The organism is Streptomyces sp. NPDC006923, assembly GCF_040635655.1.
Classification (GTDB): Bacteria; Actinomycetota; Actinomycetes; order Streptomycetales; family Streptomycetaceae; genus Streptomyces.
Genome location: NZ_JBEYIF010000001.1, coordinates 240,836 through 266,235, shown reverse-complemented (window position 1 = coordinate 266,235; position 25,400 = coordinate 240,836). Strand labels below are relative to the sequence as shown.

The 25,400-nt window shown below is 70.3% G+C and carries 22 protein-coding genes; 15 read left to right on the top strand and 7 right to left on the bottom strand.

Annotated features, from left to right (window positions below; genetic code table 11):
* Position 1 precedes the first annotated feature (1 nt).
* From ABZ707_RS01210 to ABZ707_RS01195, 4 genes are all read left to right on the top strand, one after another.
* A complete protein-coding gene (locus tag ABZ707_RS01210; RefSeq protein WP_360165732.1) occupies positions 2-721 on the top strand; it encodes a YggS family pyridoxal phosphate-dependent enzyme in 720 nt (239 codons plus the stop codon).
* Between the two features lie 123 nt (positions 722-844).
* Positions 845-1,462 carry a cell division protein SepF gene (sepF, locus tag ABZ707_RS01205; RefSeq protein ID WP_360165729.1) on the top strand — a complete coding sequence of 206 codons (618 nt, stop codon included), beginning with the start codon at positions 845-847 and terminating at the stop codon, positions 1,460-1,462.
* A gap of 92 nt (positions 1,463-1,554) precedes the next feature.
* A complete protein-coding gene (locus ABZ707_RS01200; protein ID WP_319681647.1) occupies positions 1,555-1,851 on the top strand; it encodes a YggT family protein in 297 nt (98 codons plus the stop codon).
* A gap of 49 nt (positions 1,852-1,900) precedes the next feature.
* Positions 1,901-3,172 carry a DivIVA domain-containing protein gene (locus ABZ707_RS01195; protein WP_360165726.1) on the top strand — a complete coding sequence of 424 codons (1,272 nt, stop codon included), beginning with the start codon at positions 1,901-1,903 and terminating at the stop codon, positions 3,170-3,172.
* A 175-nt stretch (positions 3,173-3,347) separates the two neighbouring features.
* Here the strand turns inward: ABZ707_RS01195 and ileS are convergent, their stop codons facing one another.
* Positions 3,348-6,491: an isoleucine--tRNA ligase gene (gene ileS / locus ABZ707_RS01190; RefSeq protein WP_360166928.1), complete on the bottom strand. Its 3,144-nt coding sequence runs from the start codon at positions 6,489-6,491 to the stop codon at positions 3,348-3,350.
* A gap of 568 nt (positions 6,492-7,059) precedes the next feature.
* On the opposite strand from ileS, the gene ABZ707_RS01185 reads away from it, so the two are divergent.
* The 5 genes from ABZ707_RS01185 (at position 7,060) to ABZ707_RS01165 (ending at position 11,662) form a co-directional block, all read left to right on the top strand.
* Positions 7,060-7,839, top strand: coding sequence for a TraR/DksA C4-type zinc finger protein (locus ABZ707_RS01185; protein WP_360165723.1), 780 nt, complete (start codon positions 7,060-7,062; stop codon positions 7,837-7,839).
* 59 nt (positions 7,840-7,898) lie between these two features.
* Positions 7,899-8,459, top strand: coding sequence for a signal peptidase II (lspA, locus tag ABZ707_RS01180; protein ID WP_360165720.1), 561 nt, complete (start codon positions 7,899-7,901; stop codon positions 8,457-8,459).
* A gap of 17 nt (positions 8,460-8,476) precedes the next feature.
* Complete coding sequence (locus tag ABZ707_RS01175; RefSeq protein ID WP_360165717.1) at positions 8,477-9,418, top strand: RluA family pseudouridine synthase; 942 nt, start codon at positions 8,477-8,479, stop codon at positions 9,416-9,418.
* Positions 9,415-9,927, top strand: a complete 513-nt coding sequence (locus tag ABZ707_RS01170) for a GNAT family N-acetyltransferase (protein WP_360165714.1) — start codon at positions 9,415-9,417, stop codon at positions 9,925-9,927. Before ABZ707_RS01175 ends, ABZ707_RS01170 begins: the two co-directional genes overlap by 4 nt.
* Positions 9,928-10,075: 148 nt before the next feature.
* Positions 10,076-11,662 carry a Na+/H+ antiporter gene (locus ABZ707_RS01165; RefSeq protein WP_360165711.1) on the top strand — a complete coding sequence of 529 codons (1,587 nt, stop codon included), beginning with the start codon at positions 10,076-10,078 and terminating at the stop codon, positions 11,660-11,662.
* A gap of 10 nt (positions 11,663-11,672) precedes the next feature.
* Here ABZ707_RS01165 and ABZ707_RS01160 read toward each other — a convergent pair whose 3' ends face one another.
* Complete coding sequence (locus tag ABZ707_RS01160; RefSeq protein ID WP_360166925.1) at positions 11,673-12,779, bottom strand: mechanosensitive ion channel domain-containing protein; 1,107 nt, start codon at positions 12,777-12,779, stop codon at positions 11,673-11,675.
* Positions 12,780-12,821: 42 nt separating this feature from the next.
* Here ABZ707_RS01160 and ABZ707_RS01155 point away from each other — a divergent pair, with 42 nt between their 5' ends.
* Positions 12,822-13,391 (top strand): dienelactone hydrolase family protein, encoded by a 570-nt coding sequence (locus ABZ707_RS01155; RefSeq protein ID WP_360165708.1) that lies wholly within the window; start codon positions 12,822-12,824, stop codon positions 13,389-13,391.
* A gap of 84 nt (positions 13,392-13,475) precedes the next feature.
* Here ABZ707_RS01155 and ABZ707_RS01150 read toward each other — a convergent pair whose 3' ends face one another.
* The 3 genes from ABZ707_RS01150 to ABZ707_RS01140 are packed head-to-tail and all read right to left on the bottom strand — an operon-like array spanning position 13,476 to position 16,423.
* Positions 13,476-14,291 carry a DsbA family protein gene (locus ABZ707_RS01150; protein ID WP_360165705.1) on the bottom strand — a complete coding sequence of 272 codons (816 nt, stop codon included), beginning with the start codon at positions 14,289-14,291 and terminating at the stop codon, positions 13,476-13,478.
* Positions 14,292-14,349: 58 nt separating this feature from the next.
* Complete coding sequence (locus tag ABZ707_RS01145) at positions 14,350-15,033, bottom strand: hypothetical protein (RefSeq protein ID WP_360165702.1); 684 nt, start codon at positions 15,031-15,033, stop codon at positions 14,350-14,352.
* Between the two features lie 37 nt (positions 15,034-15,070).
* A complete protein-coding gene (locus ABZ707_RS01140; RefSeq protein WP_360165699.1) occupies positions 15,071-16,423 on the bottom strand; it encodes a DUF2252 domain-containing protein in 1,353 nt (450 codons plus the stop codon).
* 279 nt (positions 16,424-16,702) lie between these two features.
* Here ABZ707_RS01140 and dnaE point away from each other — a divergent pair, with 279 nt between their 5' ends.
* Positions 16,703-20,242, top strand: coding sequence for a DNA polymerase III subunit alpha (dnaE, locus tag ABZ707_RS01135; protein ID WP_360165696.1), 3,540 nt, complete (start codon positions 16,703-16,705; stop codon positions 20,240-20,242).
* Positions 20,243-20,418: 176 nt separating this feature from the next.
* On the opposite strand, the gene ABZ707_RS01130 is transcribed toward dnaE, so the two are convergent.
* Positions 20,419-20,592: a hypothetical protein gene (locus tag ABZ707_RS01130; protein ID WP_360165693.1), complete on the bottom strand. Its 174-nt coding sequence runs from the start codon at positions 20,590-20,592 to the stop codon at positions 20,419-20,421.
* A 226-nt stretch (positions 20,593-20,818) separates the two neighbouring features.
* On the opposite strand from ABZ707_RS01130, the gene ABZ707_RS01125 reads away from it, so the two are divergent.
* The 4 genes from ABZ707_RS01125 to ABZ707_RS01110 all read left to right on the top strand — a co-directional run bounded on the left by ABZ707_RS01125 (position 20,819) and on the right by ABZ707_RS01110 (position 24,830).
* Positions 20,819-22,069: an NYN domain-containing protein gene (locus tag ABZ707_RS01125; RefSeq protein WP_360165691.1), complete on the top strand. Its 1,251-nt coding sequence runs from the start codon at positions 20,819-20,821 to the stop codon at positions 22,067-22,069.
* Between the two features lie 104 nt (positions 22,070-22,173).
* A complete protein-coding gene (locus tag ABZ707_RS01120) occupies positions 22,174-23,145 on the top strand; it encodes an ABC transporter ATP-binding protein (protein WP_360166922.1) in 972 nt (323 codons plus the stop codon).
* A gap of 160 nt (positions 23,146-23,305) precedes the next feature.
* Positions 23,306-24,115, top strand: coding sequence for an ABC transporter permease (locus ABZ707_RS01115; protein WP_360166919.1), 810 nt, complete (start codon positions 23,306-23,308; stop codon positions 24,113-24,115).
* Between the two features lie 34 nt (positions 24,116-24,149).
* A complete protein-coding gene (locus tag ABZ707_RS01110; RefSeq protein WP_360165688.1) occupies positions 24,150-24,830 on the top strand; it encodes a hypothetical protein in 681 nt (226 codons plus the stop codon).
* Between the two features lie 56 nt (positions 24,831-24,886).
* Here the strand turns inward: ABZ707_RS01110 and ybaK are convergent, their stop codons facing one another.
* Positions 24,887-25,390 (bottom strand): Cys-tRNA(Pro) deacylase, encoded by a 504-nt coding sequence (gene ybaK, locus ABZ707_RS01105; RefSeq protein WP_360165685.1) that lies wholly within the window; start codon positions 25,388-25,390, stop codon positions 24,887-24,889.
* Positions 25,391-25,400 lie beyond the last annotated feature (10 nt).

The following is a 25,400-nucleotide window of genomic DNA, read 5'->3' as shown; positions in this document are numbered from 1 at the left end:
CATGAAGGACCGCAAGACCGAACTCGCGGAAAATCTCGCGACGGTGGAGGAACGTATCGCCTCCGCCTGTGCCGCCGCCGGGCGAGAGCGGCGGGAGGTGACCCTGATCGTGGTCACCAAGACCTATCCCGCGAGTGATGTCCGGCTCCTCCATGAACTCGGTGTGCGGCATGTGGCCGAAAACCGTGATCAGGACGCCGCGCCCAAGGCCGCCGCCTGCGCCGATTTGTCGCTCACCTGGCATTTCGTGGGCCAATTGCAGACGAACAAGGTTCGCTCTGTGGCCAGTTATGCCGATGTCGTGCAGTCTCTGGACCGGCTCAAGCTCGTTTCCGCACTCTCCGCGGCGGCGGTGCGCGCGGGGCGCGAGCTGGAGTGCCTGATCCAGGTGGCGCTCGACGCGGAGACCGGGGAGCGCGGGTCGAGAGGCGGCGTGGCACCCGGCGGAATCGAGGAGTTGGCCGCCGCGGTGGCCGGCGCACCAGGACTGCGGCTCGGCGGTCTGATGACCGTGGCGCCGCTCGCCGGGCCGTACGCGGGCCGGCAACAGGCGGCGTTCGAGCGGCTGCTGGAATTCTCATCCCGCCTGCGCGCGGACCATCCGGCTGCGAACATGGTGTCAGCAGGGATGAGTACGGACCTCGAGGACGCCGTGCGGGCCGGAGCGACACATGTTCGCGTCGGTACGGCGGTACTCGGAGTCCGACCCAGCCTCGGGTAACGTCGCGAAGCAAGTCGGACCACAGCAGAAAATATGGTCATTTCCGCCGAAGGCGGACAGGCCTAGTGGATCGCGGGCACTTGGTGACGAGGCCGATCCACCACAGAGCGGAGGACTCAGAGCATGGCCGGCGCGATGCGCAAGATGGCGGTCTACCTCGGCCTCGTGGAGGACGATGGGTACGACGGCCGGGGCTTCGACCCCGACGACGATTTCGAACCCGAGCCGGAACCCGAGCGGGAGCACCGGCGTCACCAGCCCGTCCACACACCGGAGCGGGAGGAACCGGTCCGGGTGGTTTCCCCGCCTCCGCAGCGTGAACGTGAGCGTGAACCGGTTCCGCTAGCGGCAGAAAGCGGACGTCCGGCACGTATCGCCCCCGTGGCATCCATCACACCTGAACGCCCGAGTCTGGAGAAGAACGCACCGGTGATCATGCCCAAGGTTGTGTCCGAGCGGGAGCCCTACCGCATCACCACGTTGCACCCGAGGACCTACAACGAGGCCCGTACCATCGGGGAACACTTCCGCGAGGGCACCCCAGTGATCATGAATCTCACGGAGATGGACGACACGGACGCGAAGCGACTTGTCGACTTCGCGGCGGGACTCGTCTTCGGTCTCCATGGCAGCATTGAACGGGTGACGCAGAAGGTGTTCCTGCTGTCTCCTGCTAACGTCGATGTCACGGCGGAGGACAAGGCCCGCATCGCAGAGGGCGGATTCTTCAACCAGAGCTGAGAACACAACACCGGGAACGACCCGGTCGCACGGCGGGGCAGAACCGGCCGGACGGCCGGAGCAGAGTGAACCAGGGGAGAGGGAAGCGCGGGATGGGCGTAGCGCTACAGGTGGTCTACATCGTGCTGATGTGCTTCCTCATCGTGCTGATTTTCCGGCTGGTCATGGACTACGTCTTCCAGTTCGCCCGTTCATGGCAACCCGGCAAGGCGATGGTGGTCGTTCTTGAGGCCACCTACACTGTCACCGATCCACCGCTCAAGCTTTTGCGGCGGTTCATTCCGCCGCTGCGTCTCGGGGGCGTGGCACTCGACCTGTCCTTCTTCGTTCTGATGATCATCGTGTACATCCTGATCTCGCTCGTGAGCAGCCTTGCGAGGGGAATGTGAACGATACGGTCTTGCCGACTGCCGACGACTACGTAGAGGTGAAGAAGAGATGCCGTTGACCCCTGAGGACGTGCGGAACAAGCAGTTCACGACCGTCCGCCTCCGAGAAGGCTACGACGAGGACGAGGTCGATGCCTTTCTCGACGAGGTCGAGGCCGAACTGACCCGCCTCCTTCGCGAGAACGAGGACCTGCGCGCGAAGCTGGCCGCCGCTACGCGTGCCGCCGCGCAGAACCAGCAGCAGCAGGGCATGCGCAAGCCGCCCGAACAGCAGGACCGGCCGGGGGCTCCGGTGCCCGCCGCCATATCTGGACCGCCGGTCCAGCAGCAGCCGCCGCAGATGGGTCCGCCCCAACTGCCCGGTGGCGCTCCGCAGCTTCCCGCGGGACCGAGCGCGCACGGCGGTCATGGTCCCCAGGGTCACGGTCCTCAGGGTCACGGCCCGCAGGGCCAGCACGGCCCCGGCCCCATGCAGGGTGGTCCGATGGGCCAGGGTGGTCCCATGCAGGGTGGCCCGATGCAGGGCGGTCCCATGGGCCAGGGTGGTCCGATGGGCCAGGGTGGTCCCATGCAGGGTGGCCCGATGCAGGGCGGTCCCATGGGCCAGGGTGGTCCGATGGGCCAGGGCGGTCCCATGCAGGGCGGTCCCATGGGTGGACCGATGGGCGGCCCCATGGGCGGCCACAACCCGCAGATGCAGCAGCCCGGTCAGGGCCCCGGCGGCGACAGCGCCGCGCGGGTGCTCTCCCTCGCTCAGCAGACCGCGGACCAGGCGATCGCCGAGGCGCGCTCCGAAGCCAACAAGATCGTTGGCGAGGCGCGCAGCCGAGCCGAGGGCTTGGAGCGCGACGCGCGCGCCAAGGCGGACGCGCTGGAGCGGGACGCCCAGGAGAAGCACCGCGTGGCGATGGGCTCGCTGGAGTCCGCGCGCGCGACGCTGGAGCGCAAGGTCGAGGACCTGCGCGGCTTTGAGCGCGAGTACCGCACGCGTCTGAAGTCCTACCTGGAGAGCCAGCTCCGTCAACTGGAGACCCAGGCCGACGACTCGCTGGCCCCGCCGCGGACCCCGGCCGCCGCTTCGCTGCCGCCGTCGCCGTCCATGGCTCCGGCCGGTGCGGGCGCGATGGGACACAGCATGGGAGGCGGCCCGTCCATGGGTGGCCACGGCGGTCCCTCCGCGGGCCCGTCGTACGGCGGCCAGCAGCAGATGTCGCCGGCCATGACCCAGCCGATGGCACCGGTGCGGCCGCAGGCGCCGCAGCCGATGCAGCAGGCTCCGTCGCCGATGCGCGGATTCCTCATCGACGAGGACGACAACTGACGGGGGTACGCGTGGACCACGCGTAGCCGTCGGCAGGCTGAGAGGGCTGGGCCCGGGGTGAGCACCCCGGGCCCAGCCCTTGTCTGTGCCCGCTCTCGCCCGCCGGGGCAGCGCCGCGGCGGGAACCACGAAGGCCCGCGCCCCGGTTGACCGGGAGGCGGGCCCTCGGGACGGGTCAGGCCTTGCGGAGGCGGAAGGTGAGGGACAGGCCCTCGTCGGTGAAGGGCTCACCGTACGAGTCGTCCCCCTCGCCGGGGGCGAAGTCCAGCGCCAGGACCTCGTCGGCGACCAGCGCGGCATGGGTGTCCAGGGCCCGCGCCGTCTCGTCGGCCGTGGTGATCCAGCGCACGGCGATACGGTCCGCGACATCCAGGCCGCTGTTCTTGCGGGCCTCCTGGATCAGCCGGATCGCGTCCCGCGCCAGCCCCGCCAGCCGCAGCTCAGGAGTGATCTCCAGATCCAGGGCGACCGTCGCACCCGAGTCGGAGGCGACCGACCAGCCCTCGCGCGGGGTCTCGGTGATGATCACCTCGTCGGGAGCGAGCGAGACCGTTTCGCCGTCCACGGTCACCGAGGCGGTGCCGTCGCGCAGGGCGGCGGACAGCGCCGCCGCGTCCGTCTCCGCGACCGCCTTGGCCACGGCCTGGACGCCCTTGCCGAAACGCTTGCCCAGCGCGCGGAAGTTCGCCTTGGCCGTCGTGTCGACAAGCGATCCGCCCACCTCGGAGAGCGTGGCCAGGGACGAGACGTTCAGCTCCTCGGTGATCTGGGCGCGCAGCTCGGCGGAGAGGGCCTCGAAGCCCGTCGCCGCGATGAGCGCGCGGGAGAGCGGCTGACGGGTCTTCACCCCGGACTCCGCCCGTGTCGCCCGGCCCAGCTCCACCAGCCGCCGTACCAGCGCCGTCTGCTGGGAGAGCGCCGGGTCGATCGCCGTGAGGTCGGCCTCGGGCCAGCCGGCGAGATGCACCGACTCCGGGGCGTCCGGCGTCACCGGTACGACCATGTCCTGCCAGACCCGCTCGGTGATGAACGGGGTCAGCGGGGCCATCAGACGCGTGACGGTCTCGACCACGTCGTGCAGGGTGCGCAGCGCCGCCTTGTCGCCCTGCCAGAAGCGTCGGCGCGAACGGCGGACGTACCAGTTGGACAGGTCGTCCACAAAGGCCGAGAGCAGCTTGCCGGTGCGCTGGGTGTCGTACGCCTCCATGGCCTGGGTGGTCTGGTCGACCAGCGCGTGCAGCTCGCTCAGCAGCCATCGGTCGAGGATCGGCCGGTCGGCCGGCGCCGGATCGGCCCCGCTCGGCGCCCAGTCCGCGGTACGGGCGTACAGGGCCTGGAAGGCGACCGTGTTCCAGTACGTCAGCAGCGTCTTGCGGACGACCTCCTGGATCGTGCCGTGGCCGACCCGGCGGGCCGCCCACGGGGAGCCGCCGGCCGCCATGAACCAGCGGACCGCGTCCGCGCCGTGCTGGTCCATCAGCGGGATCGGCTGGAGGATATTGCCGAGGTGCTTGGACATCTTCCGGCCGTCCTCGGCGAGGATGTGGCCGAGACAGACCACGTTCTCGTACGACGACTTGTCGAAGACCAGCGTGCCGACCGCCATCAGTGTGTAGAACCAGCCGCGTGTCTGGTCGATCGCCTCCGAGATGAACTGCGCCGGATAGCGCTTCTCGAACAGCTCCTTGTTCTTGTACGGGTAGCCCCACTGCGCGAACGGCATCGAACCCGAGTCGTACCAGGCGTCGATGACCTCGGGGACGCGCGTCGCCCGCTGCCCGCACTCCGGGCAGCCGAAGGTGATCTCGTCGATGTACGGGCGGTGCGGGTCCAGCGCGGACTGGTCCGTGCCCGTCAGTTCGCTCAGCTCGGCACGCGAACCGACACAGGTGAGGTGGTTGTCCTCACAGCGCCAGATGGGCAGCGGGGTGCCCCAGTAGCGGTTGCGGGACAGCGCCCAGTCGACGTTGTTGTTCAGCCAGTCGCCGTACCGGCCGTGCTTGACCGAGTCAGGGAACCAGTTGGTCTTCTCGTTCTCGTCCAGCAGCCGGTCCTTGACGGCCGTCGTACGGATGTACCAGGACGGCTGCGCGTAGTAGAGCAGCGCGGTGTGGCAGCGCCAGCAGTGCGGATAGCTGTGCTCGTACGGGACGTGCCGGAACAGCAGCCCGCGCTCGCGCAGGTCCTCGGTCAGCGCCTCGTCCGCCTTCTTGAAGAACACCCCGCCGACCAGCGGGACGTCCTCCTCGAAGGTGCCGTTGGGACGGACCGGGTTCACCACCGGCAGTCCGTAGGCGCGGCAGACCTTGAGGTCCTCCTCGCCGAAGGCCGGGGACTGGTGGACCAGACCCGTGCCGTCCTCGGTCGTGACGTACTCGGCGTTGACGACGTAGTGCGCCTCGGTCCCGGCCGGGAAGTCGACGAAGGTGAAGGGGCGGTCGTAGGTCCAGCGCTCCATCTCGCGGCCGGAGAAGGACTCGCCGGTGGTCTCCCAGCCCTCGCCCAGCGCCTTGCCCAGCAGCGGCTCGGCGACGACGAGCTTCTCCTCGCCGTTCGTCGCGACGACATAGGTGACGCCGGGGTGCGCGGCGACGGCGGTGTTGGAGACCAGGGTCCAGGGCGTGGTCGTCCAGACCAGGAGCGCGGCCTCGCCGGCGAGCGGTCCCGAGGTGAGCGGGAAGCGGACGAAGACCGAGGGGTCGATGATCGTCTCGTAGCCCTGGGCCAGCTCGTGGTCGGACAGGCCGGTCTCGTCGCGCGGGCACCAGGGCGCCACACGGTGGTCCTGGACCAGCAGGCCCTTGTTGAAGATCTCCTTCAGCGACCACCAGACGGACTCGACGTACTCCGGGTCCATCGTCCGGTAGGCGTCGTCCAGATCGACCCAGTACCCCATGCGGGTCGTCAGCTCGGCGAAGGCGTCGGTGTGCCGGGTCACGGACTCACGGCACTTGGCGTTGAACTCGGCGATGCCGTACGCCTCGATGTCCTTCTTGCCGTTGAAGCCCAGCTCCTTCTCCACCGCCAGCTCCACGGGCAGGCCGTGGCAGTCCCAGCCGGCCTTGCGCGCGACGTGGTAGCCGCGCATGGTGCGGAAGCGGGGGAAGACGTCCTTGAACACGCGGGCTTCGATGTGGTGTGCGCCGGGCATCCCGTTGGCGGTGGGCGGGCCCTCGTAGAAGACCCACTCGGGACGGCCCTCGGACTGTTCGAGGCTCTTGTCGAAGACCTTGTGGTCGCGCCAGAAATCGAGCACGGCGTGCTCCAGCGCGGGCAGGTCGACCTGGGCGGGCACCTGGCGGTACTGGGGCGGGTTCACTGGTGTCATGAGGCGCTTCCTCCGGCGGAACTCTGGCATCTCCGTCGGAGGGACGAGAGCTGGGCTCCCGCGGTACCACCCTCCTTGGCCCCGGGTGTGTCCACCCGCGGCCCCCTCATTGGGGTCGCGCTGCCGGTTCTACTCGCCCCCGGCGCACCGTGGGCTTTCTTCCGGCGGCTCCGGGGTGATCCTTCGCTTCGCGCTCGCCCCCGGGCTCTCACCGTCCCCGGGTCGCTCATGGCCGCGTACGACGCTACTCGTCCCCATCCACGCCTCTCGCTCGGCCCAGTGTACGGGGCCCGGCGGGGCGCGGCCGACCGGTTTTGCCGGGGCTGCCGTACGGCCGAACGCGTGACCCGAACGGTTACTCCGGGCCCGGCACAGGGGGGTGGTCGCCCCGGAGGCGGATTACCGGGCGGCGCGCTGGGCACAACGGATGCAGGCTTGTCTTGTCATCGCATGGGGAGGGCCGAACCGGCGGCGTGCCCCGTTTGTCGCGGGGTCGGGGTCGATTTATCGTCCCACCACGATTCGCGCGCAAGATCACACTATGTGAAGGGGCCGCGGCATGGTGGCGAAGAAGACCGCCGCGAAGAAGGCGACCGCGAAGAACACCACGCCGCCGGCGAAGAAGGCGAAGAAGACACCGGCCGAGAAGACGGCGGCGGACCGGACGGCCCCGAAGCAGAAGTCCGCGAAGAAGTCGCCGGCGAGCAGGACACCGGTGAAGAAGTCCGCGGCCGAGCGGGCGGTACCCGACCGGGCCGCCGGCGGAGCCGCGAAGAAGGCCGCGTCCGCGGCCGAGGGGGCGGCCCAGGCCGCGAAGCAGACGGGAGCCAGGACGGTGGCAGCGAAGAAGAGTGCGGGCGGCGGGAACACCGCTGCCGGTAAGGGCGCCGCGGCGGCCGCGACAGCGGTCCCCACGGCACGCGCCGCCGCCGCGACAACGCCGGGGGAGCTCGCGGTACGACCCGGCGAGGAGCCGTGGACCCCGGAGGAGGTCGCGGGCGCGCGGGCCGAGCTGGAAGGCGAGATCGCCCGGCTGACCGCCGAGATCACCTCGTCGGAGACCGCGCTGGCCGGGCTGATGCGGGACTCCGGCGACGGGGCCGGGGACGATGAGGCGGACACCGGTACCAAGAACATCACGCGGGAGCACGAGATGGCCCTGGCGGCCAACGCCCGCGAGATGCTGGAACAGACCGAGCGGGCGCTGCTGCGGCTCGACGCGGGGACGTACGGACTCTGTGAGATCTGCGGCAATCCCATCGGAAAGGCCCGGATGCAGGCGTTCCCGCGAGCCACACTCTGTGTGGAGGACAAGCAGAAGCAGGAACGGCGTGGCTGAACGCGTACGCGTGTGCCGTACCCTCGTCCTCATTCAGGCACCTAGGTTGAGGGACTCACGTGGCAGAGGCGGAGCGCGGCATCGGTACGCCGGATGTTGACGACCAGGCTGTGGCTTCCGCCGAGCGGCCCCGGGGGAGGCGCAGGATCCTGGCGCTCTTCGGCGTCGCGGTCGTGGCCTATCTGCTGGATCTCGGCAGCAAGATGCTGGTGGTGGCCCGGCTGGAGCACCATGAGCCGATCGATGTCATCGGCGATCTCCTGAGGTTCGAGGCGGTACGGAACCCGGGCGCGGCCTTCGGGATCGGCGAGGCGTTCACGGTGATCTTCACGATCATCGCGGCGACGGTGATCGTGGTGATCGCCCGGCTCGCGCGCAAGCTCTACAGCCTGCCCTGGGCGATCGCGCTCGGTCTGCTGCTCGGTGGCGCGCTCGGCAATCTCACCGACCGGATCTTCCGCGCGCCGGGGGTGTTCCGGGGCGCCGTCGTGGACTTCATCGCGCCGTCGCACTTCGCGGTCTTCAATCTCGCCGACTCCGCGATCGTCTGCGGCGGCGTCCTGATCGTGCTGCTGTCGTTCCGGGGGCTGGACCCCGACGGGACCGTCCACAAGGACTGACAGGGCATACTCGACGGGTGAGCTTTCCCGAGATCAGAACGCTGCCCGTGCCCGACGGCCTGGAGGGTGAGCGCGTCGACGCCGCCATCGCCCGTATGTTCGGGTTCTCCCGGACGAAGGCGGCCGATCTGGCCGCTTCCGGGAAGGTCCAGGTCGACGGCGCCGTCGTCGGAAAGTCCGAGCGGGTGAACGGCGGGGCCTGGCTCGAGGTGGAGATGCCCGAGGCTGCCGCGCCCGTGCGGATCGTCGCCGAGCCGGTCGAGGGCATGGAGATCGTGCACGACGACGACGATCTCGTGGTGATCGCCAAGCCGGTCGGAGTGGCCGCGCACCCGAGCCCCGGCTGGACCGGTACGACGGTCATCGGCGGTCTGGCCGCGGCCGGCTACCGGATCTCGACCTCCGGCGCGGCCGAACGGCAGGGCATCGTGCACCGGCTGGACGTGGGCACCTCGGGGCTGATGGTCGTGGCCAAGTCGGAGCGGGCGTACACCCTGCTCAAGGCGCAGTTCAAGGAGCGCGTCGTCGACAAGCGCTACCACGCGCTGGTGCAGGGCCACCCGGATCCGATGAGCGGCACCATCGACGCCCCGATCGGCCGCCACCCGCACCACGACTACAAGTGGGCCGTCACCGCCGAGGGCAAGCCGTCGGTCACGCACTACGACCTGATCGAGGCGTTCCGGTCGGCCTCGCTGCTGGACATCAAGCTGGAGACGGGCCGTACGCATCAGATCCGGGTGCACATGTCGGCCCACCGCCACCCGTGCGTGGGTGATCTCACCTACGGCGCCGATCCGACGCTGGCGAAGCGGCTGGGTCTGACCCGGCAGTGGCTGCACGCGGTGCGGCTCGGCTTCGAACACCCCTCGGACGGCCGGTGGGTGGAGTTCGCCAGCGGCTATCCGGCGGATCTCCAGGGCGCGCTGGACACGGTCAGGGCGGAGAGCAACGTATGAGCGCGGCCACGAACGGTGAATCCGGGTCCCCGGGGGCTTCGATACCTCTGGCGTACACGGTGCGCGTCGCGGTGGATCCGGCGGACATCGAGGCGTGCTTCGCCGTGCGCAAGGAAGTCTTCGTCGTCGAACAGCGGGTGCCCGAGGACATCGAGTACGACGGCCGGGACGGCGACGCCGTCCAGGTGCTGGCCGTCCGCGACGACGGGCTCCCGCTGGGCACCGGCCGGTTGCTGTACGGCCCCGGCGCGGCCGACAGGACCGGCGGGGATCCGGCCGTCGGTTCCCTGGGCCGGCTGGCGGTCGGGGCGGCGGCCCGGGGCCGCGGCGTCGGCGCCGCGCTGGTGCGGGCGATCGAGGAGGCGGCGCGCGGACGCGGTCTCGCGGTGGTGGATCTGCACGCCCAGTCGCACGCGCTGGGTTTTTACGAGCGGCTGGGGTACGAGGCGTACGGACCCGAGTTCCTGGACGCGGGCATCGCGCACCGGTCGATGCGGCGCGCGCTGTAGCGGTTCTGCCGCGCCGGGGGCGGCCGGCGCCGTACGAGCGGTGCCGGCGGCTCAGTCCGGGTTACCTCTTGGCCGGATTCGGATGAGCCGCGTGGCAGGCTTGGGCCCTTGATCGCCAAGCCCGCCCGTCGACCGCCGGAGGACGTCCGTGGACCAGCTCGCGCTGCTGCTCGTGCTGTTGCTCGGAGCGGTGGTCACGGTGCCCCTCGGCGAGCGTCTGCGGCTGCCGCCGCCGGTGCTGATGACCCTGGTGGGCATCGCGCTCGCGCTGCTGCCCTTCGTACCGGACGTGCAGGTCCCGCCGGACTTCATCCTGCCGCTGTTGCTGCCGCCGCTGCTGTACGCGGCCGTGCAGCGCACCTCCTGGCGGCAGTTCGCGGCCAACAAGCGCCCCATCTTCCTGCTCGCGGTCGCCCTGGTCTTCGTGACGACGGCCGCCGTGGCCTGGGTGGCCAACTCCATCGTGCCGGGACTGCCGATCGCCGCCGCGGTCGTGCTGGGCGCGCTTGTCGCCCCGCCCGACCCGGTGGCCGCGACCGCCGTCGCCGGCTCCCTGGGGCTGCCCAGGCGGCTGGTGTCGATCCTGGAGGGCGAGGGGCTCTTCAACGACGTCACCGCGATCGTGCTCTACCACGTGGCCGTCGCGGCGGCGGTCAGCGGAACGTTCTCCTGGCCGAAGGCGGTCGGCACGCTCGTGCTCTCCGCGGTGGTGGCGGTGGCGGTGGGCCTCGCGCTGGGGTGGCTCTCCAACCATCTGATGTCGCTGCTCGGGGACGCGACGCTGCAGATCGGACTGACGCTGCTGGTGCCGTTCGTCAGTTACGTACTGGCGGAGGAACTGCTCGGGTCGGGTGTGCTCGCCGTACTCACCACCGCGCTCTATCTCGCCGAGCACACCGCGGACGCCGACGACGTCATGGGAAGGCTGGCCGGCAACGCCTTCTGGCAGGTCGTCGACACGCTGGTCACCGGCGTCGCCTTCGGGCTGATCGGACTCGAACTCCACAACGCCGTCAGCGCGGCGGCCGGCCGGGAGTTCCAACTCCTCGGCTGGGGCGCGGCGGTGGTCGGGGTGGTCGTGGGCGTACGGCTGCTGTATCTGCTGCCGGCCACCTGGCTGGCCAAACGGATGCACACGCTCCGCGACTACGACGAGGACATCCCGCTCGGCTGGCGCGAGACGGTGGTGATGTGGTGGGCCGGGATGCGCGGGGTGGCCTCGGTCGCCCTGGCGCTGGCGATCCCGCTCAGGACCGACAGCGGAGAGCCGTTTCCCGGCCGGGAGGAGATCATCTACATCGCGTTCGCGGTCATCGTGACGACGCTGGTCTTCCAGGGGCTGACCCTGCCCTGGCTGGTACGGCGGCTCGGGGTACGGGCGGACACCGGCGCCGAGCGGGAGCTGGAGCACTCGCTCGCGGTGCGCGCGGCGCGGGCGGCCAGGCGGCGGCTCCGGGAGATCGAGAACGTCGAGGACCTGCCGGAGGACGTCAGCGAGCGGCTGCAGCGCGGCGCGTTCGACATCGGAGTGCGGATCAGCCCCGACATCGTCGACGACGAGCGGCGCGAGTGGTTCGCCAAGCGGGCGGACCGGGTCAGGACCGTTCAGCGCGTCCAGCGCGACATGATGTCGGCGGCCCGCCACGAGGTCCTGTCGGCACGCAACGAACCGGGTGTGGACCCCGAGGTGGTGGACCGCGTGCTGCGCCATCTCGACGTGCGCAGCATGCGCTGAGTCCGCGCGTTCAGCCCCGGCCGGTGCGCGGCGGCGCGGCGCCCTCGGCGGCGACGGACGGATGCGCGCCGTTCCTGGGCAGGGCCGCCGCGGTCGCCGTGGAGATCCTCGGCAGGGCGTACGGATGGCGTTCCGAGAGCCAGGCGAGCATCTGCTCGCGTACCGCGCAGCGGGCCGTCCAGATGTCGTCCGCGTCCTTGGCCGTGACCACCGCGCGCACCTCGATCGTGCTCGGTGTGGTGTCCGTGACCGCCAGGCTCCAGTCGCGTCCGTCCCAGGCCGCGCACTCCTTCAGGATCTCCCGCAGCCTCTCGCGCATCAGCGGCACCGGCGCCGAGTGATCGAGCTGGAAGAAGACCGTGCCGGTCATCTGCACCCCGCCACGCGACCAGTTCTCGAAGGGCCTGCTGGTGAAGTAGGAGACCGGCATCGTGATGCGCCGCTCGTCCCAGGTCCGCACGGCGAGGAAGGTGAGCGTGATCTCCTCGACCACGCCCCACTCGCCGTCCACCACCACCGTGTCGCCGATCCGCACCATGTCGCCGAAGACGATCTGGAAGCCCGCGAAGAGATTGCCGAGCGTCGGCTGGGCGGCGACACCGGCGACCACGCCGATGATGCCCGCCGAGGCGAGCACCGAGGTGCCGACGGCGCGCATGTCGGGGAAGGTGAGCAGGATCGCCGCGATCGCCACGACCACGACGACCGCCGTCACGATCCGCATGATCATCGTCACCTGGGTGCGGACCCGGCGGATCCGGGCCGGGTCGCGGGTCGACGTCGCGTAACGGGCGTAGGTCGACTCCACCGCGGCGGACACGATCCGCACCATCAGCCAGGCGCCGGCGCCTATGAGCACCAGCGTCAGCGCCCGGCCGATCCCGTCCTGGCGGTCCTCGATGATCCGCCACCGGGTCTCGTGGAAGGTGCCGCGCAGCAGCGCGGTGAGCAGGACGACCTGGAGCGGCAGCCGGCAGCGGCGCAGCAGCCCCCACAGCGGGGTCTCGGGGTGGCGGCCGTCCACGCGGCGCAGCAGTACGTCGACCCCCCAGCCGAGCACCAGAGTGAGCAGGACCGCGCCGCCGAGCACGGTCAGCGGGCGCAGTACGTTCTCCATGGCTCCCTCGGTGGTTCCGGTGGGTGCTGGCAGGATGGCCGGATGGACATCATGCTTTTCCACTCGGTCTACGGTCTGCGCCCAGCGGTGCACGCGGCCGCCGACCGGTTGCGTGCCGCTGGGCATGACGTGCGCGTGCCCGACCTCTTCGAGGGGCAAACCGCCGACACCGTCGAGGAGGGCATGGCGCTGAAGGACAAGATCGGCAAGGACGAGCTGCTCCGGCGCGCGGTCCTGGCCGCGGCGCCGTACTCCGAGCGCGGTCTGCTCTACGCGGGCCTCTCACTGGGCGGATCCATCGCGCAGAACCTGGCGCTGGGCGACGAGAGGGCCCGGGGGCTGCTGCTGTTGCACGGCACGTCCGACATCGCGGAGAACGCGTCCGTCGACGACCTGCCCGTACAGCTGCATGTGGCCGACCCGGACCCGTTCGAGACACACGACTGGCTGACCGCCTGGTATCTCCGGATGGGGCAGGTGGGCGCCGACGTGGAGATCTACCGCTATCCGGGCGCCGGACACCTGTACACCGATCCGGAGCTGCCGGACTACGACGAGGCCGCCGCCGAGGAGACCTGGCGGATCGGGCTCGCCTTCATCGCATCGCTCTGAGCGGGGCGCGGCACCGAACGGCGACGGGCGGGCGAACCCCTCGGTTCGCCCGCCCGCCGGACCTGACCGCGCCGGTCCGGCGGCCTACGCCGCGAGGGCCTTGGTGATCGCCGCGTTGAACTCGTCCACCGTCATCGGCGGGTTCTGGCTGCCCTCGGCGGTGAGCGCCTTGCCGTCCATCTTGAATGTCGGAGTGCCCTGCACACCGCTCTTGTCGAAGGCGGCGGACATCTTCATCGCCCAGGCGTCGAACGTGCCCTCACGCACGTCCTTCTGGAACGCCTTGTCGCCCTTGAGCGAGTTCACCGAGTCGGCCACCTTGATCAGGTAGCTGTCGTCGGCGAACTTGTCCGTGCTCTCCTCGGGGTGGTACTTGGCCGAGTACAGCGCGGTCTTGTACTGGAGGAAGGCCTCCGGGCTCACATTGAGCGCCGCGCCCAGCGCGGACAGGGCGTTCTTCGAGCCGGTGCCGTTGTCGGAGTTGTCGATGAAGGTCGCTCCGACGTACTTCACCTTGAACTTGCCGGCGTCGATGTCGTTCTGGACGGTCGGGCCGACCGTCTGCTCGAAGTTCGCGCATATCGGGCAGCGCGAGTCCTCGTACAGTTCGAGCGTCTTCTTGGCGTCGGCCTTGCCGATGACGACGGTCGTGCCGTCCGCGCCCTCGGTGTTCTTCGGGGCGGTGACGTTCGTCTCGTCCTTCATCGCCTCCCAGTGCGAGGGCTTGTTGTTCTGTACGACGGCGAAGCCCACGCCGCCGGCTATCGCCAGGACCACGACGGCCGAGCCGATGACGACGAGCTGCCGGCGGACCCGGTCCTTCCTCGCCTGCCGCTCGCGCTCCTCGCGCAGCCGTTCGCGGGCGGCGGCCTTGCTGGACTGGTTGTTGCGTGCGCTCATGACTGTTCACTCCGTGTGAGGTGCTGATGATCGGGGACGTACGCGGGGAGACGCCGGCTCAGACAGAGCCGAGCGCCGGACGCGGCGGTCCCCGCCGTCCCACGGAGTGCACAAGGAGACGCGTACGGGACGGGCGCGGACGGCCCGTGGCGGGCGTGCCCGGCCGGGCGGCCGCGCGGACCGGCCGGGCCGCGGCGAACGCGGTCAGCAGCGGCCGGAACGCGGCGGCCGCCGCCGTCCGCACCAGACCGGCCAGCGCGGCCTCGCCGTGCCGCAGCCAGGCCGCGGCGAGCAGCCCGATCGACACATGGACGGCGAGCAGCAGCCATGGGAGGGCCGGGTCGGTGGAGTTCAGCAGAGCGGCACCGGTGGACTCGGGGGAGACCACACCGGGCAGCGGCGCCCCGAATCCGCTTCCGCACAGGACATCGAGGCCGACCGAGCGCAGCGACCCCGCGACGGGGCCGCCGGCCGGGCCGTAACAGACCTGCTGGCCGCTGGTGAAGACGGTGTCCGCGGCCAGTTCGAGCGGCACGAGCAGCGCGGCGATCCGCCAGAAGCCCCGTTCCCGGCCCGCCGCCGCGTAGGCGAGGAAAAACACCACGGCGCTGAGCGCGGCGACGACGGACAGCGGGAGCGGGGCCCGGGACAGCAGCACATGGGAGCCCGCGGACAGCGTCACGACCACCGCCGTGAACAGTGCTGCCCGCGCCGCTCTGAGCCGCGTCCCCGAGATGTCCATCGTCGCCGAGTGTGCCATGACCCCCGGTAAGCGGTCCCTAAAGGCCGGCCGGCTGCCCCAGGCGGCCGTTGCGGAACAGGTCGACGAAGATCTGGTGGTCGGCCCTGGCCCGCGCGCCGTAGGAGTGCGCGAAGTCCACCAGCAGCTCGGCGAACCCGTCCTCGTCCGCCGCGATCGCCGCGTTGATGGCCCGCTCCGTGGAGAACGGCACCAGCGAGTGGCCGCTGTCGTCGTCCGCCGCCGCGTGCATCGTGGCCGTGGCCCTGCCGAGGTCGGCGACGACCGCGGCGATCTCCTCCGGATCGTCGAGATCGGACCAGTCCAGGTCCACCGCGTACGGGGAGATCTCCGCCACGAGCTGGCCGCTGCCGTCCAGCTCGGTCCAGCCCAGCCACGGATCGGCGTGGGCCTGGAGCGCCCGCTGTGAGATCACCGTGCGGTGGCCCTCGTGCTGGAAGTACTCGCGGACGGCGCTGTCGGTGATGTGCCGGGAGACCGCCGGGATCTGCGCCTGCTTCATATAGATCACGACGTCGTTCTCCAGGGCGTCGCTGTTGCCCTCCAGCAGGATGTTGTAGGAGGGCAGCCCCGCGGAACCGATACCGACGCCCCGCCGTCCGACGACGTCCTTCACACGGTACGAGTCGGGCCGGGTCAGGCTCGACTCGGGAAGCGTCTCCAGATAGCCGTCGAAGGCCGCGAGGATCTTGTACCGGGTGGCCGCGTCCAGCTCGATGGAGCCGCCGCCGGGAGCGAAGCGCCGCTCGTACTCACGGATCTCGGTCATCGAGTCGAGCAGCCCGAACCGGGTCAGCGAGCGGGCCGAGCGGAGCACGCTGAGCAGCGGGCCCTGCGCCGTGTCCAGGGTGAACGGCGGCACCTCGTCGTTCTTGGCGCCGGTCGCCAGCGCGTGGATCCGCTCGCGGTACGCGCCCGCGTAGATCTCCACCAGCTCGGTGATCTGCTCGTCGCTGAGGGCCTTGGTGTAGCCGATCAGCGCGAGGGACGCGGCGAGGCGCTTCAGGTCCCAGGTGAAGGGGCCGATGTACGCCTCGTCGAAGTCGTTGACGTTGAAGATCAGCCGGCCGTTGGCGTCCATGTAGGTGCCGAAGTTCTCCGCGTGCAGATCGCCGTGGATCCACACCCTGCTGGTGCGCTCGTCCAGGAACGCGCCGGCGCCGCTGCTGGAGCGCTCCCGCTCCAGGTCGGAGTAGAACAGGGGTGCGGTGCCCCGGTAGAAGGCGAACGCGGAGGCCGCCATCTTCCGGAACTTCACCCGGAAGGCCGCTGGATCGGCCCCCAGAAGCTCACCGAAGGCGGTGTCGAAAACGGCGAGGATCTCCTCGCCGCGCTGCTCGTCAGCTTCTTCAACGGGTCGCGGGACCGACATCGCTGGGTGCCTCCTGGCGCATGACAAATCGGGTCGGGGGAACAGGGCCGGACGTACAGGTCGGGTGCGCCGGCTCGCCTCTCCGACGACGCCGGGGCATCGTCGGAGAGGCAACGCACGACGCTACTCGCAACGCGCGAAGCTACTCGCGAGTGCCCGTCGGCTGTCAGTCCTGAGACGTAGACTTCCACGCTGTCCCCCCAGACTCTCTGCGGCCCGGGGGTCCGGGGTGTTGCCCCCGGGAAAGACCGTTCCGTACGCTCGCTGGAGGCCCCCACCGTGACCAAGCCGCCGTTCACGCACCTGCATGTCCACACCCAGTACTCGCTGCTGGACGGTGCCGCGCGGCTGGGGGACATGTTCAACGCCTGCAAGGACATGGGCATGTCGCACATCGCCATGACCGACCACGGCAATCTGCACGGCGCCTATGACTTCTTCCATCAGGCGAAGAAGGCGGGCGTGACGCCGATCATCGGCATCGAGGCGTATGTGGCGCCGGAGTCCCGGCGGAACAAACGCAAGATCCAGTGGGGCCAGCCGCACCAGAAGCGGGACGACGTCTCCGGTTCCGGTGGTTACACCCACAAGACGATCTGGGCGGCGAACAGGACGGGGCTGCACAACCTGTTCCGGCTGTCCTCCGACGCGTACGCGGAGGGCTGGCTGCAGAAATGGCCCCGGATGGACAAGGAGACCATCGCCCAGTGGTCCGAGGGCCTGATCGCGTCGACGGGCTGCCCCTCGGGCGAGCTGCAGACACGGCTGCGGCTCGGCCAGTTCGACGAGGCCCTGAAGGCCGCCTCCGAGTACCAGGACATCTTCGGCAAGGACCGGTATTTCCTGGAGCTGATGGACCACGGCATCGAGATCGAGCGCCGGGTCAGGGACGGGCTGCTGGAGATCGGCAAGAAGCTCGGCATCCCGCCGCTGGTCACCAATGACTCGCACTACACCTACGCGCACGAGGCGACCGCGCACGACGCGCTGCTGTGCATCCAGACCGGAAAGAACCTCTCCGACCCGGACCGCTTCCGCTTCGACGGCACCGGCTACTACCTCAAGTCCACGGACGAGATGTACGCGGTGGACTCCTCCGACGCCTGGCAGGAGGGCTGCGCCAACACCCTGCTGGTCGCCGAGCAGATCGACACCGAGGGCATGTTCCAGGAACGGAACCTGATGCCCAAGTTCGAGGTGCCCGAGGGCTTCACCGAGGTCACCTGGTTCCGGGAAGAGACCATGCGCGGCATGGCCCGCCGCTATCCGAACGGCATCCCGGAGGACCGGCAGAAGCAGGTCGAGTACGAGATGGGGATCATCATCGAGATGGGCTTCCCCGGATACTTCCTCGTGGTCGCCGACTTCATCATGTGGGCGAAGAACAACGGCATCGCGGTCGGCCCCGGCCGTGGTTCCGCGGCCGGTTCGATCGTCTCGTACGCGATGGGCATCACCGACCTCGACCCGATCGAGCACGGTCTGATCTTCGAACGCTTCCTCAACCCCGAGCGCATCTCGATGCCCGATGTCGACATCGACTTCGACGAGCGCCGGCGCGGTGAGGTCATCCGGTACGTCACGGAGAAGTACGGCGCCGACAAGGTCGCCATGATCGGCACCTACGGCAAGATCAAGGCCAAGAACGCGATCAAGGACTCCGCGCGTGTGCTCGGCTATCCGTACGCCATGGGCGACCGGCTCACCAAGGCCATGCCCGCCGACGTCCTGGGCAAGGGCATCGATCTCAACGGCATCACCGACCCCAAGCACCCGCGCTACAGCGAGGCCGGCGAGATCCGGGGGATGTACGAGAACGAGGCGGATGTGAAGAAGGTCATCGACACCGCCAAGGGTGTCGAGGGCCTGGTCCGGCAGATGGGTGTGCACGCCGCCGGCGTGATCATGTCCAGCGAGACGATCACCGACCATGTCCCGGTCTGGGTCCGGCACACCGACGGCGTCACCATCACCCAGTGGGACTACCCGAGCTGCGAGTCGCTCGGCCTGCTGAAGATGGACTTCCTGGGGCTGCGCAACCTCACGATCATGGACGACGCCGTCAAGATGGTGAAGGCCAACAAGGGCGTCGCCCTCGACCTGCTCGCGCTGCCGCTGGACGACCCCAAGACCTACGAACTCCTCTGCCGGGGCGACACGCTCGGGGTCTTCCAGTTCGACGGCGGGCCGATGCGTTCGCTGCTGCGGCTGATGAAGCCGGACAACTTCGAGGACATTTCCGCCGTCTCGGCCCTGTACCGGCCGGGCCCGATGGGCATGAACTCGCACACGAACTACGCGCTGCGCAAGAACGGCCAGCAGGAGATCACGCCGATCCACCCGGAGCTGGAGGAGCCCCTCAAGGAGGTCCTCGGCCTCACCCACGGCCTGATCGTGTACCAGGAGCAGGTGCAGAAGGCCGCCCAGATCATCGCCGGGTACTCCCTCGGCGAGGCCGACATCCTCCGCCGCGTCATGGGCAAGAAGAAGGCCGACGAACTGGCGAAGAACTTCGTCCTGTTCCAGGCCGGCGCGAAGAAGAACGGCTACTCGGACGAGGCGATCCAGGCCCTGTGGGACGTCCTGGTCCCGTTCGCCGGATACGCGTTCAACAAGGCGCACTCGTCCGCGTACGGACTGGTCACCTACTGGACCGCCTATCTCAAGGCGAATTACCCGGCCGAATACATGGCCGCCCTGCTGACCTCGGTCAAGGACGACAAGGACAAGTCCGCCGTCTATCTGAACGAGTGCCGCCGCATGGGCATCAAGGTACTGCCGCCCAATGTGAACGAATCCCAGGCGAACTTCGCCGCCCAGGGCGACGACGTGATCCTCTTCGGTCTGACGGCCGTGCGGAACGTCGGACAGAACGTGGTGGACTCGATCATCCGCTGCCGCAAGGCGAAGGGGAAATACTCCAGCTTCCCCGACTTCCTCGACAAGGTCGAGGCGGTCGTCTGCAACAAGCGCACCGTGGAATCGCTCATCAAGGCCGGTGCCTTCGACGAGATGGGCCACACCCGCAAGGGCCTGGTCGCCCACCACGAGCCGATGATCGACAACGTGGTGCAGGTCAAGCGCAAGGAGGCCGAGGGACAGTTCGACCTCTTCGGCGGCATGGGTGACGAGGAAACCACGGAGCCGGGCTTCGGGCTCGACGTGGAATTCTCCGACGTCGAATGGGACAAGGCGTATCTGCTCGCCCAGGAACGCGAAATGCTCGGGCTCTATGTCTCCGACCACCCGCTCTTCGGTATCGAGCATGTGCTGTCCGACAAGTCCGACGCGGCGATCTCCCAGCTCACCGGGGGCGAGCACGCGGACGGCGCGGTCGTCACCATCGGCGGCATCATCTCCGGCCTCCAGCGCAAGATGACCAAGCAGGGCAACGCCTGGGCGATCGCCACGGTCGAGGACCTGGCCGGCTCCATCGAGTGCATGTTCTTCCCCGCCACCTACCAGCTCGTCTCCACCCAGCTCGTCGAGGACACTGTCGTCTTCGTCAAGGGGCGCCTCGACAAGCGCGAGGACGTGCCGCGGCTCGTCGCGATGGAGCTGGCGGTCCCGGACCTGTCGTCCGCCGGGACCAACGCGCCCGTCACCATCACCATCCCCACGGTGAAGGTGACGCCGCCGATGGTCAGCAGGCTCGGCGAGATCCTCAGCCACCACCGCGGCAATTCCGAGGTCAGGATCAAGCTCCAGGGCGCCCAGAAGACCACGGTGCTCCGGCTCGACCGGCACCGGGTGCAGCCCGACCCGGCCCTCTTCGGCGATCTGAAAGTCCTGCTCGGCCCGTCCTGCCTGGCCGGGTAATCCAGCCGGACAACCGAATACCGGACAACCGAATACCGGATAATCCATCCCGCACACCGGACAGGCAAGCGGATGGACAACCCGATAAAGCGGCCCGCAGCGGGCCGGACATGTGAGGGGCACACCCAAAAACGGGTGTGCCCCTCATGTCTGCGATTTTTCTGCTTCCCCGCGCGTCAGTTGTGGCCGAAACGCTTCTGCCGCCCCTTGTGAGGAGCTTCCGCCGGCGCGATCCTCGACTGCATCTGCTCAGCCTGGTCCTCCATGGAGGATTTCGCCTGTTCGGCGCCCCGCGGGGCGGCCGGCCGGCCCTGCTGCTTATTGCGATCTCGGTTCTTGTTCTTGGCCATGATGTGCCTCCTGCGCGGATTGGCGGCCAGGACCGCGTTCAGAGTCACATAGGGTTTGAACTGTCGCATTTTGGATCATTGCCGTGTGTAGTGGGAGCCTGTCAACGCGTTGTCCGGAGATACGCCACGCCGATGATCGAGTTCCGGACGTCAAGCCTGTTGCCGTCGGGCAGACTCGAAGGAAACCCGAAGCAACTCCCGATGATCCCGAGGTTCCCGAAAGAAGGTGGAACACGTGGACCGCTGCGTCGTCCTGGTGGACGCCGGCTATCTGCTGGGCGCCGCCGCGAGTCTCCTCGCCGGAGAACCGGCCCGTTCCCGCATCACCGTCGACCACGCCGCCCTCATCCAGGGCCTGCGCGAGCGCGCGGAAGCCGATACGGAACAGCCGCTGCTCCGCATCTACTGGTTCGACGGCGCCCCCGACCGGGTCCCCCAGCCCGAGCACCGGCGGCTGCGTGTGATGTCGCGGGTCACCGTACGGCTCGGCGCCCTCACCCGCAGCGACGGGCGCTGGGCGCAGAAGGGCGTCGACGCGGCCATGCACGCGGAGCTGACCGAATTGGCCAGAAATCGCGCCTGCTCCGATGTGGTGCTGGTGACCGGGGACGGCGATCTGCTGCCCGGTCTGATGTCCGCCAAGGAGCATGGCGTCGCCGTCCACCTCTGGGCGGTCCAGGCCGCCGACGGCGACTACAACCAGTCCGAGGACCTGGTCGCCGAGGCCGACGAACGGCGCGTGCTCGACCGGGCCTGGATCACCAAGGCCGTCCGGGCCAAGGAACTGACCGGCGTCTGCGCGCCCGCGCCGGCCCCGCGGCCGGAGATCGCGGCGATCCTCTCCGCCCCGCTGCCCGAGTCGGCGCTCGCCTCGGCGGAACGCGCGGCGGAGGCCCAGCCACCGGCCGCCCGCAACGGCTCGTCGGCCCCGCCGGAGCAGCACGGCCAGGAGGCCCACCCCGCCCCGGCCGGCACCAAGGGCGTGCCCACCCCCAAGGACCTCGCGAGCCTGCGCGGCCCCGGAGCCCAGCCGTCCGGCCAGCAGCCGGCGGGCGCGACGCTCCGCTGGTCCTCCGACAAGGGCTGGGTCGAACGGCCGGGCGGAGCCGGGGGTGAACCGCCAGAAACGGCCACACTGCCCACCCTCGCCCAGCTCACCAGCGCCGAGCAGCGCTGGGCCGACCGCGAGGAGGACATCACCGCCGTCGGCGGCGACCCCTTCGAGGTCGGCCAGGTCTTCGCCCGCCGCTGGATGGAGCGGCTGCCGGACGCGAACCATGTCCAGCGGCTGTCCGTGATGTATCCGCGCGTCCCGCACCGTATCGACGGTGAGCTGCTGCGCTACGCGGCGCGCTTCGGACTGCTGGCGCACAAGGACGACCAGATCGACGAGCACGACCGCTATGCGATCCGGGCCGGCTTCTGGCGCGAGATCGACGTCAGGGCGGCAGCGGACCACGCGTCCACGGCGGAGTGAGGCCCCGCCGGGCCGGACTTTCGCGGCTCGGTACGCCCCGGGGGCGCGGGACCCGAAATGGGCCCCGGTGGCCGGACCCCGTAGGCTCGTCCCTCGTGAGTACGGTGTGCGTGGTGCGCGATCTGGTCAAGACGTACCCCGCCGCGCGCGGCAGACGCGGTGCCACCGGGACTCCGGAGGTACGCGCCACGGACGGGATCTCCCTCGATGTGCGGCGCGGCGAGATCTTCGGCCTGCTCGGGCCCAACGGCGCCGGCAAGTCGACGCTCGTGCGCCAGCTCACGGGCCTGATGCGGCCCGACTCCGGCACCGTCGAGGTCCTCGGCCACGACCTGGTGCGCCATCCCGAGCGGGCCTCCCGGCTCATCGGCTACCTCGGCCAGGAATCGACCGCGCTCGACGAGCTGACCGTCGCCCTCGCGGCCGAGACCACCGGCCGGCTGCGCGGACTCGCGCTGCGCGCCGCGCGGGCCGAGCGGGACGCGGTCCTCGCCGAGCTGGGGCTCACCGAGATCGCCGGGCGCCCGCTCAAGAAGCTCTCCGGCGGCCAGCGGCGGCTGGCCTGCTTCGCCGCCACGCTGGTGGGGGAGCGGCCGGTGCTCGTCCTCGACGAACCCACCACCGGTATGGACCCGGTCGCGCGCCGCGCGGTGTGGGCCGCCGTGGACCGGCGGCGGGCCGAGCACGGTGCGACCGTACTGCTCGTCACGCACAACGTCATCGAGGCCGAGACCGTGCTCGACCGGGTCGCCGTGCTGGAGCGCGGCAAGGTCATCGCCTGCGACACCCCGTCCGGGCTCAAGGAACAGGTCGCCGGCGAGGTACGGGTCGAGCTGGTGTGGCGCGAACGCGCGCCGCTCGACGTGCCCGAGGTCGCCGCCCTGCGCGGCTCCGCCCAGGAGTCGGGCCGGCGCTGGGTCCTGCGGCTCGCCCCGGACGAGGCACGCGCGGCGGTCGCCGCCGTGACCGGCGGCGCGGCCTTCGCGGCCCTGGACGACTTCACGCTGGCCACGCCCAGCCTGGAGGACGTCTATCTGGCGCTCGGCGGCCGTGCGTCAGGGCTGGTGAAGGCATGAGCGGCGGTACGGGCGGCGCCAGGAGCGCCATGGCGGCCCCGGACCGCTCCATGACACCGTGGGGCCGGGCGGCCGCGCCGCCATGCCGTAACGGGGCCCCCACCCGCCCGTCCGTACGAACGAGGAGCAGCGCCAGGTGAGCATCGTGCCTGTGGAGGCCGTGGCCGGCAGCGTCCGGACGCCAGGAGAGAGCACCGCAGGGACGGCCGCCGCGCCCGCGCCCCTCGCGCCCAGGGCCCGGCTGCTGCCCTCGCTCGCCGCCGTCTACCGCGCCCAGCTCTCCCGGGCCCGGGTCGCCCGGATCCCGCTGCTGTTCGTCGCGACCTTCCAGTCCGTCGGGATCATGATCCTGATGCGGGGCGTCGTCGACGGGGGCGACGAGGCACGGGCCGTCGTCGCCGGGTCCAGCGTGCTGGTTGTCGCCTTCGTGGCGCTCAATCTGCTCGCGCAGTACTTCGGCCAGCTACGGGCCGGCGGCGGCCTCGACCACTACGCCACGCTGCCCGTGCCGCCCGCCGCGGTGGTGCTCGGCACGGCCGCCGCGTACGCCTCCTTCACGGCGCCGGGGACGGCCGTCACCGCCGTCGCGGGAAGTGTGCTCTTCGATCTGCCCCTGACCCATCTGTGGGTGCTGGCCGCCGTCATTCCGCTGGCCGGGGCGGCCCTCGCGGGGCTGGGCGGCGCGCTGGGCCTGCTGGCGCCGCGCCAGGAGCTGGCCACCCTGCTCGGGCAGCTCGGGATGTCCGCGGCGCTGCTGCTGGGGGTGCTGCCCGCGGATCGGCTGCCGGGGCCGGTCGCGTACGCGCGCGATCTGCTGCCCTCCACCTATGGCGTCGAGGCCCTCGCCCGGACGTTCGACGCGCATCCCGACTGGGCCGCCGTCGGTCTCGACCTGGCGGTCTGCGCGGCCGTCGGCGTCTTCTCGCTGGCCGTCGCGACCTGGGCGTACCGGCGGGCAGCGGTCCGGTGAGGCGCCCCTTGGCCGGGCCTGGCACGATGGCGGAGTGACCGCACCTCTGACGCCGCCCCACCAGCCGCCGCACGACCCCTGGCAGACGCCCGAGGACGGGGGATCGCACCCCGCTTCCTTCGCCGCGGCGCAGGAGGGCCCCGACATGAAGACCGAAGTGCGGCAGGCCGTCGTGGTGACGGTGGCGGTCGCGGTGTCGGGTGTGGCGCTCGGGCTGCTCTGGCTGTGGCTGGCGCCGCGTATCCCGTTGATCTCGGACGACACGGCGGTCTTCCTGAAGGACACGGAGGGCGAGGAGGCGATCGGCGCCGACGGTACGTTCGCGCTGCTGGCCCTCGCCTTCGGCGCGGTCAGCGCCGCCCTGGCCTTCCTGCTGTTCCGCAGACGCGGCGGCGTCGGCCTGGTGGTGGGCCTGGCGCTGGGCGGCGTCCTCGGCGGGCTGCTGGCCTGGCAGCTCGGCGCGTGGCTCGGCCCCACCTCGGACGTGGTGGCGCACGCCAGGGCGGCGGGCAAGGGGGTCACCTTCGACGCGCCGCTCGAACTGAACGCGAAGGGCGCGCTGCTGGCGTGGCCGGTGGCCGCGATGGTGGTCCATCTGGCGCTGACGGCCCTGTTCGGCCCGCGGGACCCGGAGCCGGAATGGGACTGGGGCACGGCCCAGGCCCCCCGCCGGGGCGAGGAGCACGGCGGGGCGTGGGGCGGCCCGGAGAAGTAGCCGGCCCGGAGAAGTAGCCGGGTCGGTGAAGCAGCCGGGTCGGTGAAGCAGCCGGGTCAGGCGCGGCCGATGGGGGCCAGTACGGCCGCCGTGAGCGCCGCCAGATCCGCCGGGGACAGTTCGACCTCCAGGCCGCGGCGGCCCGCCGAGACACAGATCGTCGGATGGGCCCGGGCGGAGGCGTCCAGGACCGTGCGCAGCCGCTTGCGCTGACCGAGCGGGGAGATGCCGCCGCGGACATACCCCGTCGTACGCTCGGCCGCCGCCGGGTCCGCCATCGACGCCCGTTTGCCGCCGACCGCCGCCGCGAGGGCCTTGAGGTCCAGTGAGCCGGCGACCGGCACGACGGCCACGGTCAGCTCGCCGTCGACGTCCGCGACCAGGGTCTTGAAGACGCGGTCCGGTGAGACGCCCAGCGCCTCGGCCGCCTCCTCGCCGTAGGAGGCGGACGCGGGATCGTGCTCGTACGCGTGCAGGGTGTACGCCGTGCCGGCGGCCGTCAGCGCGACCGTCGCCGGAGTGCCGCCGGACTGCTGCTGTTTCTTGGCCTTCTTCGCCAACGCGCCTGTC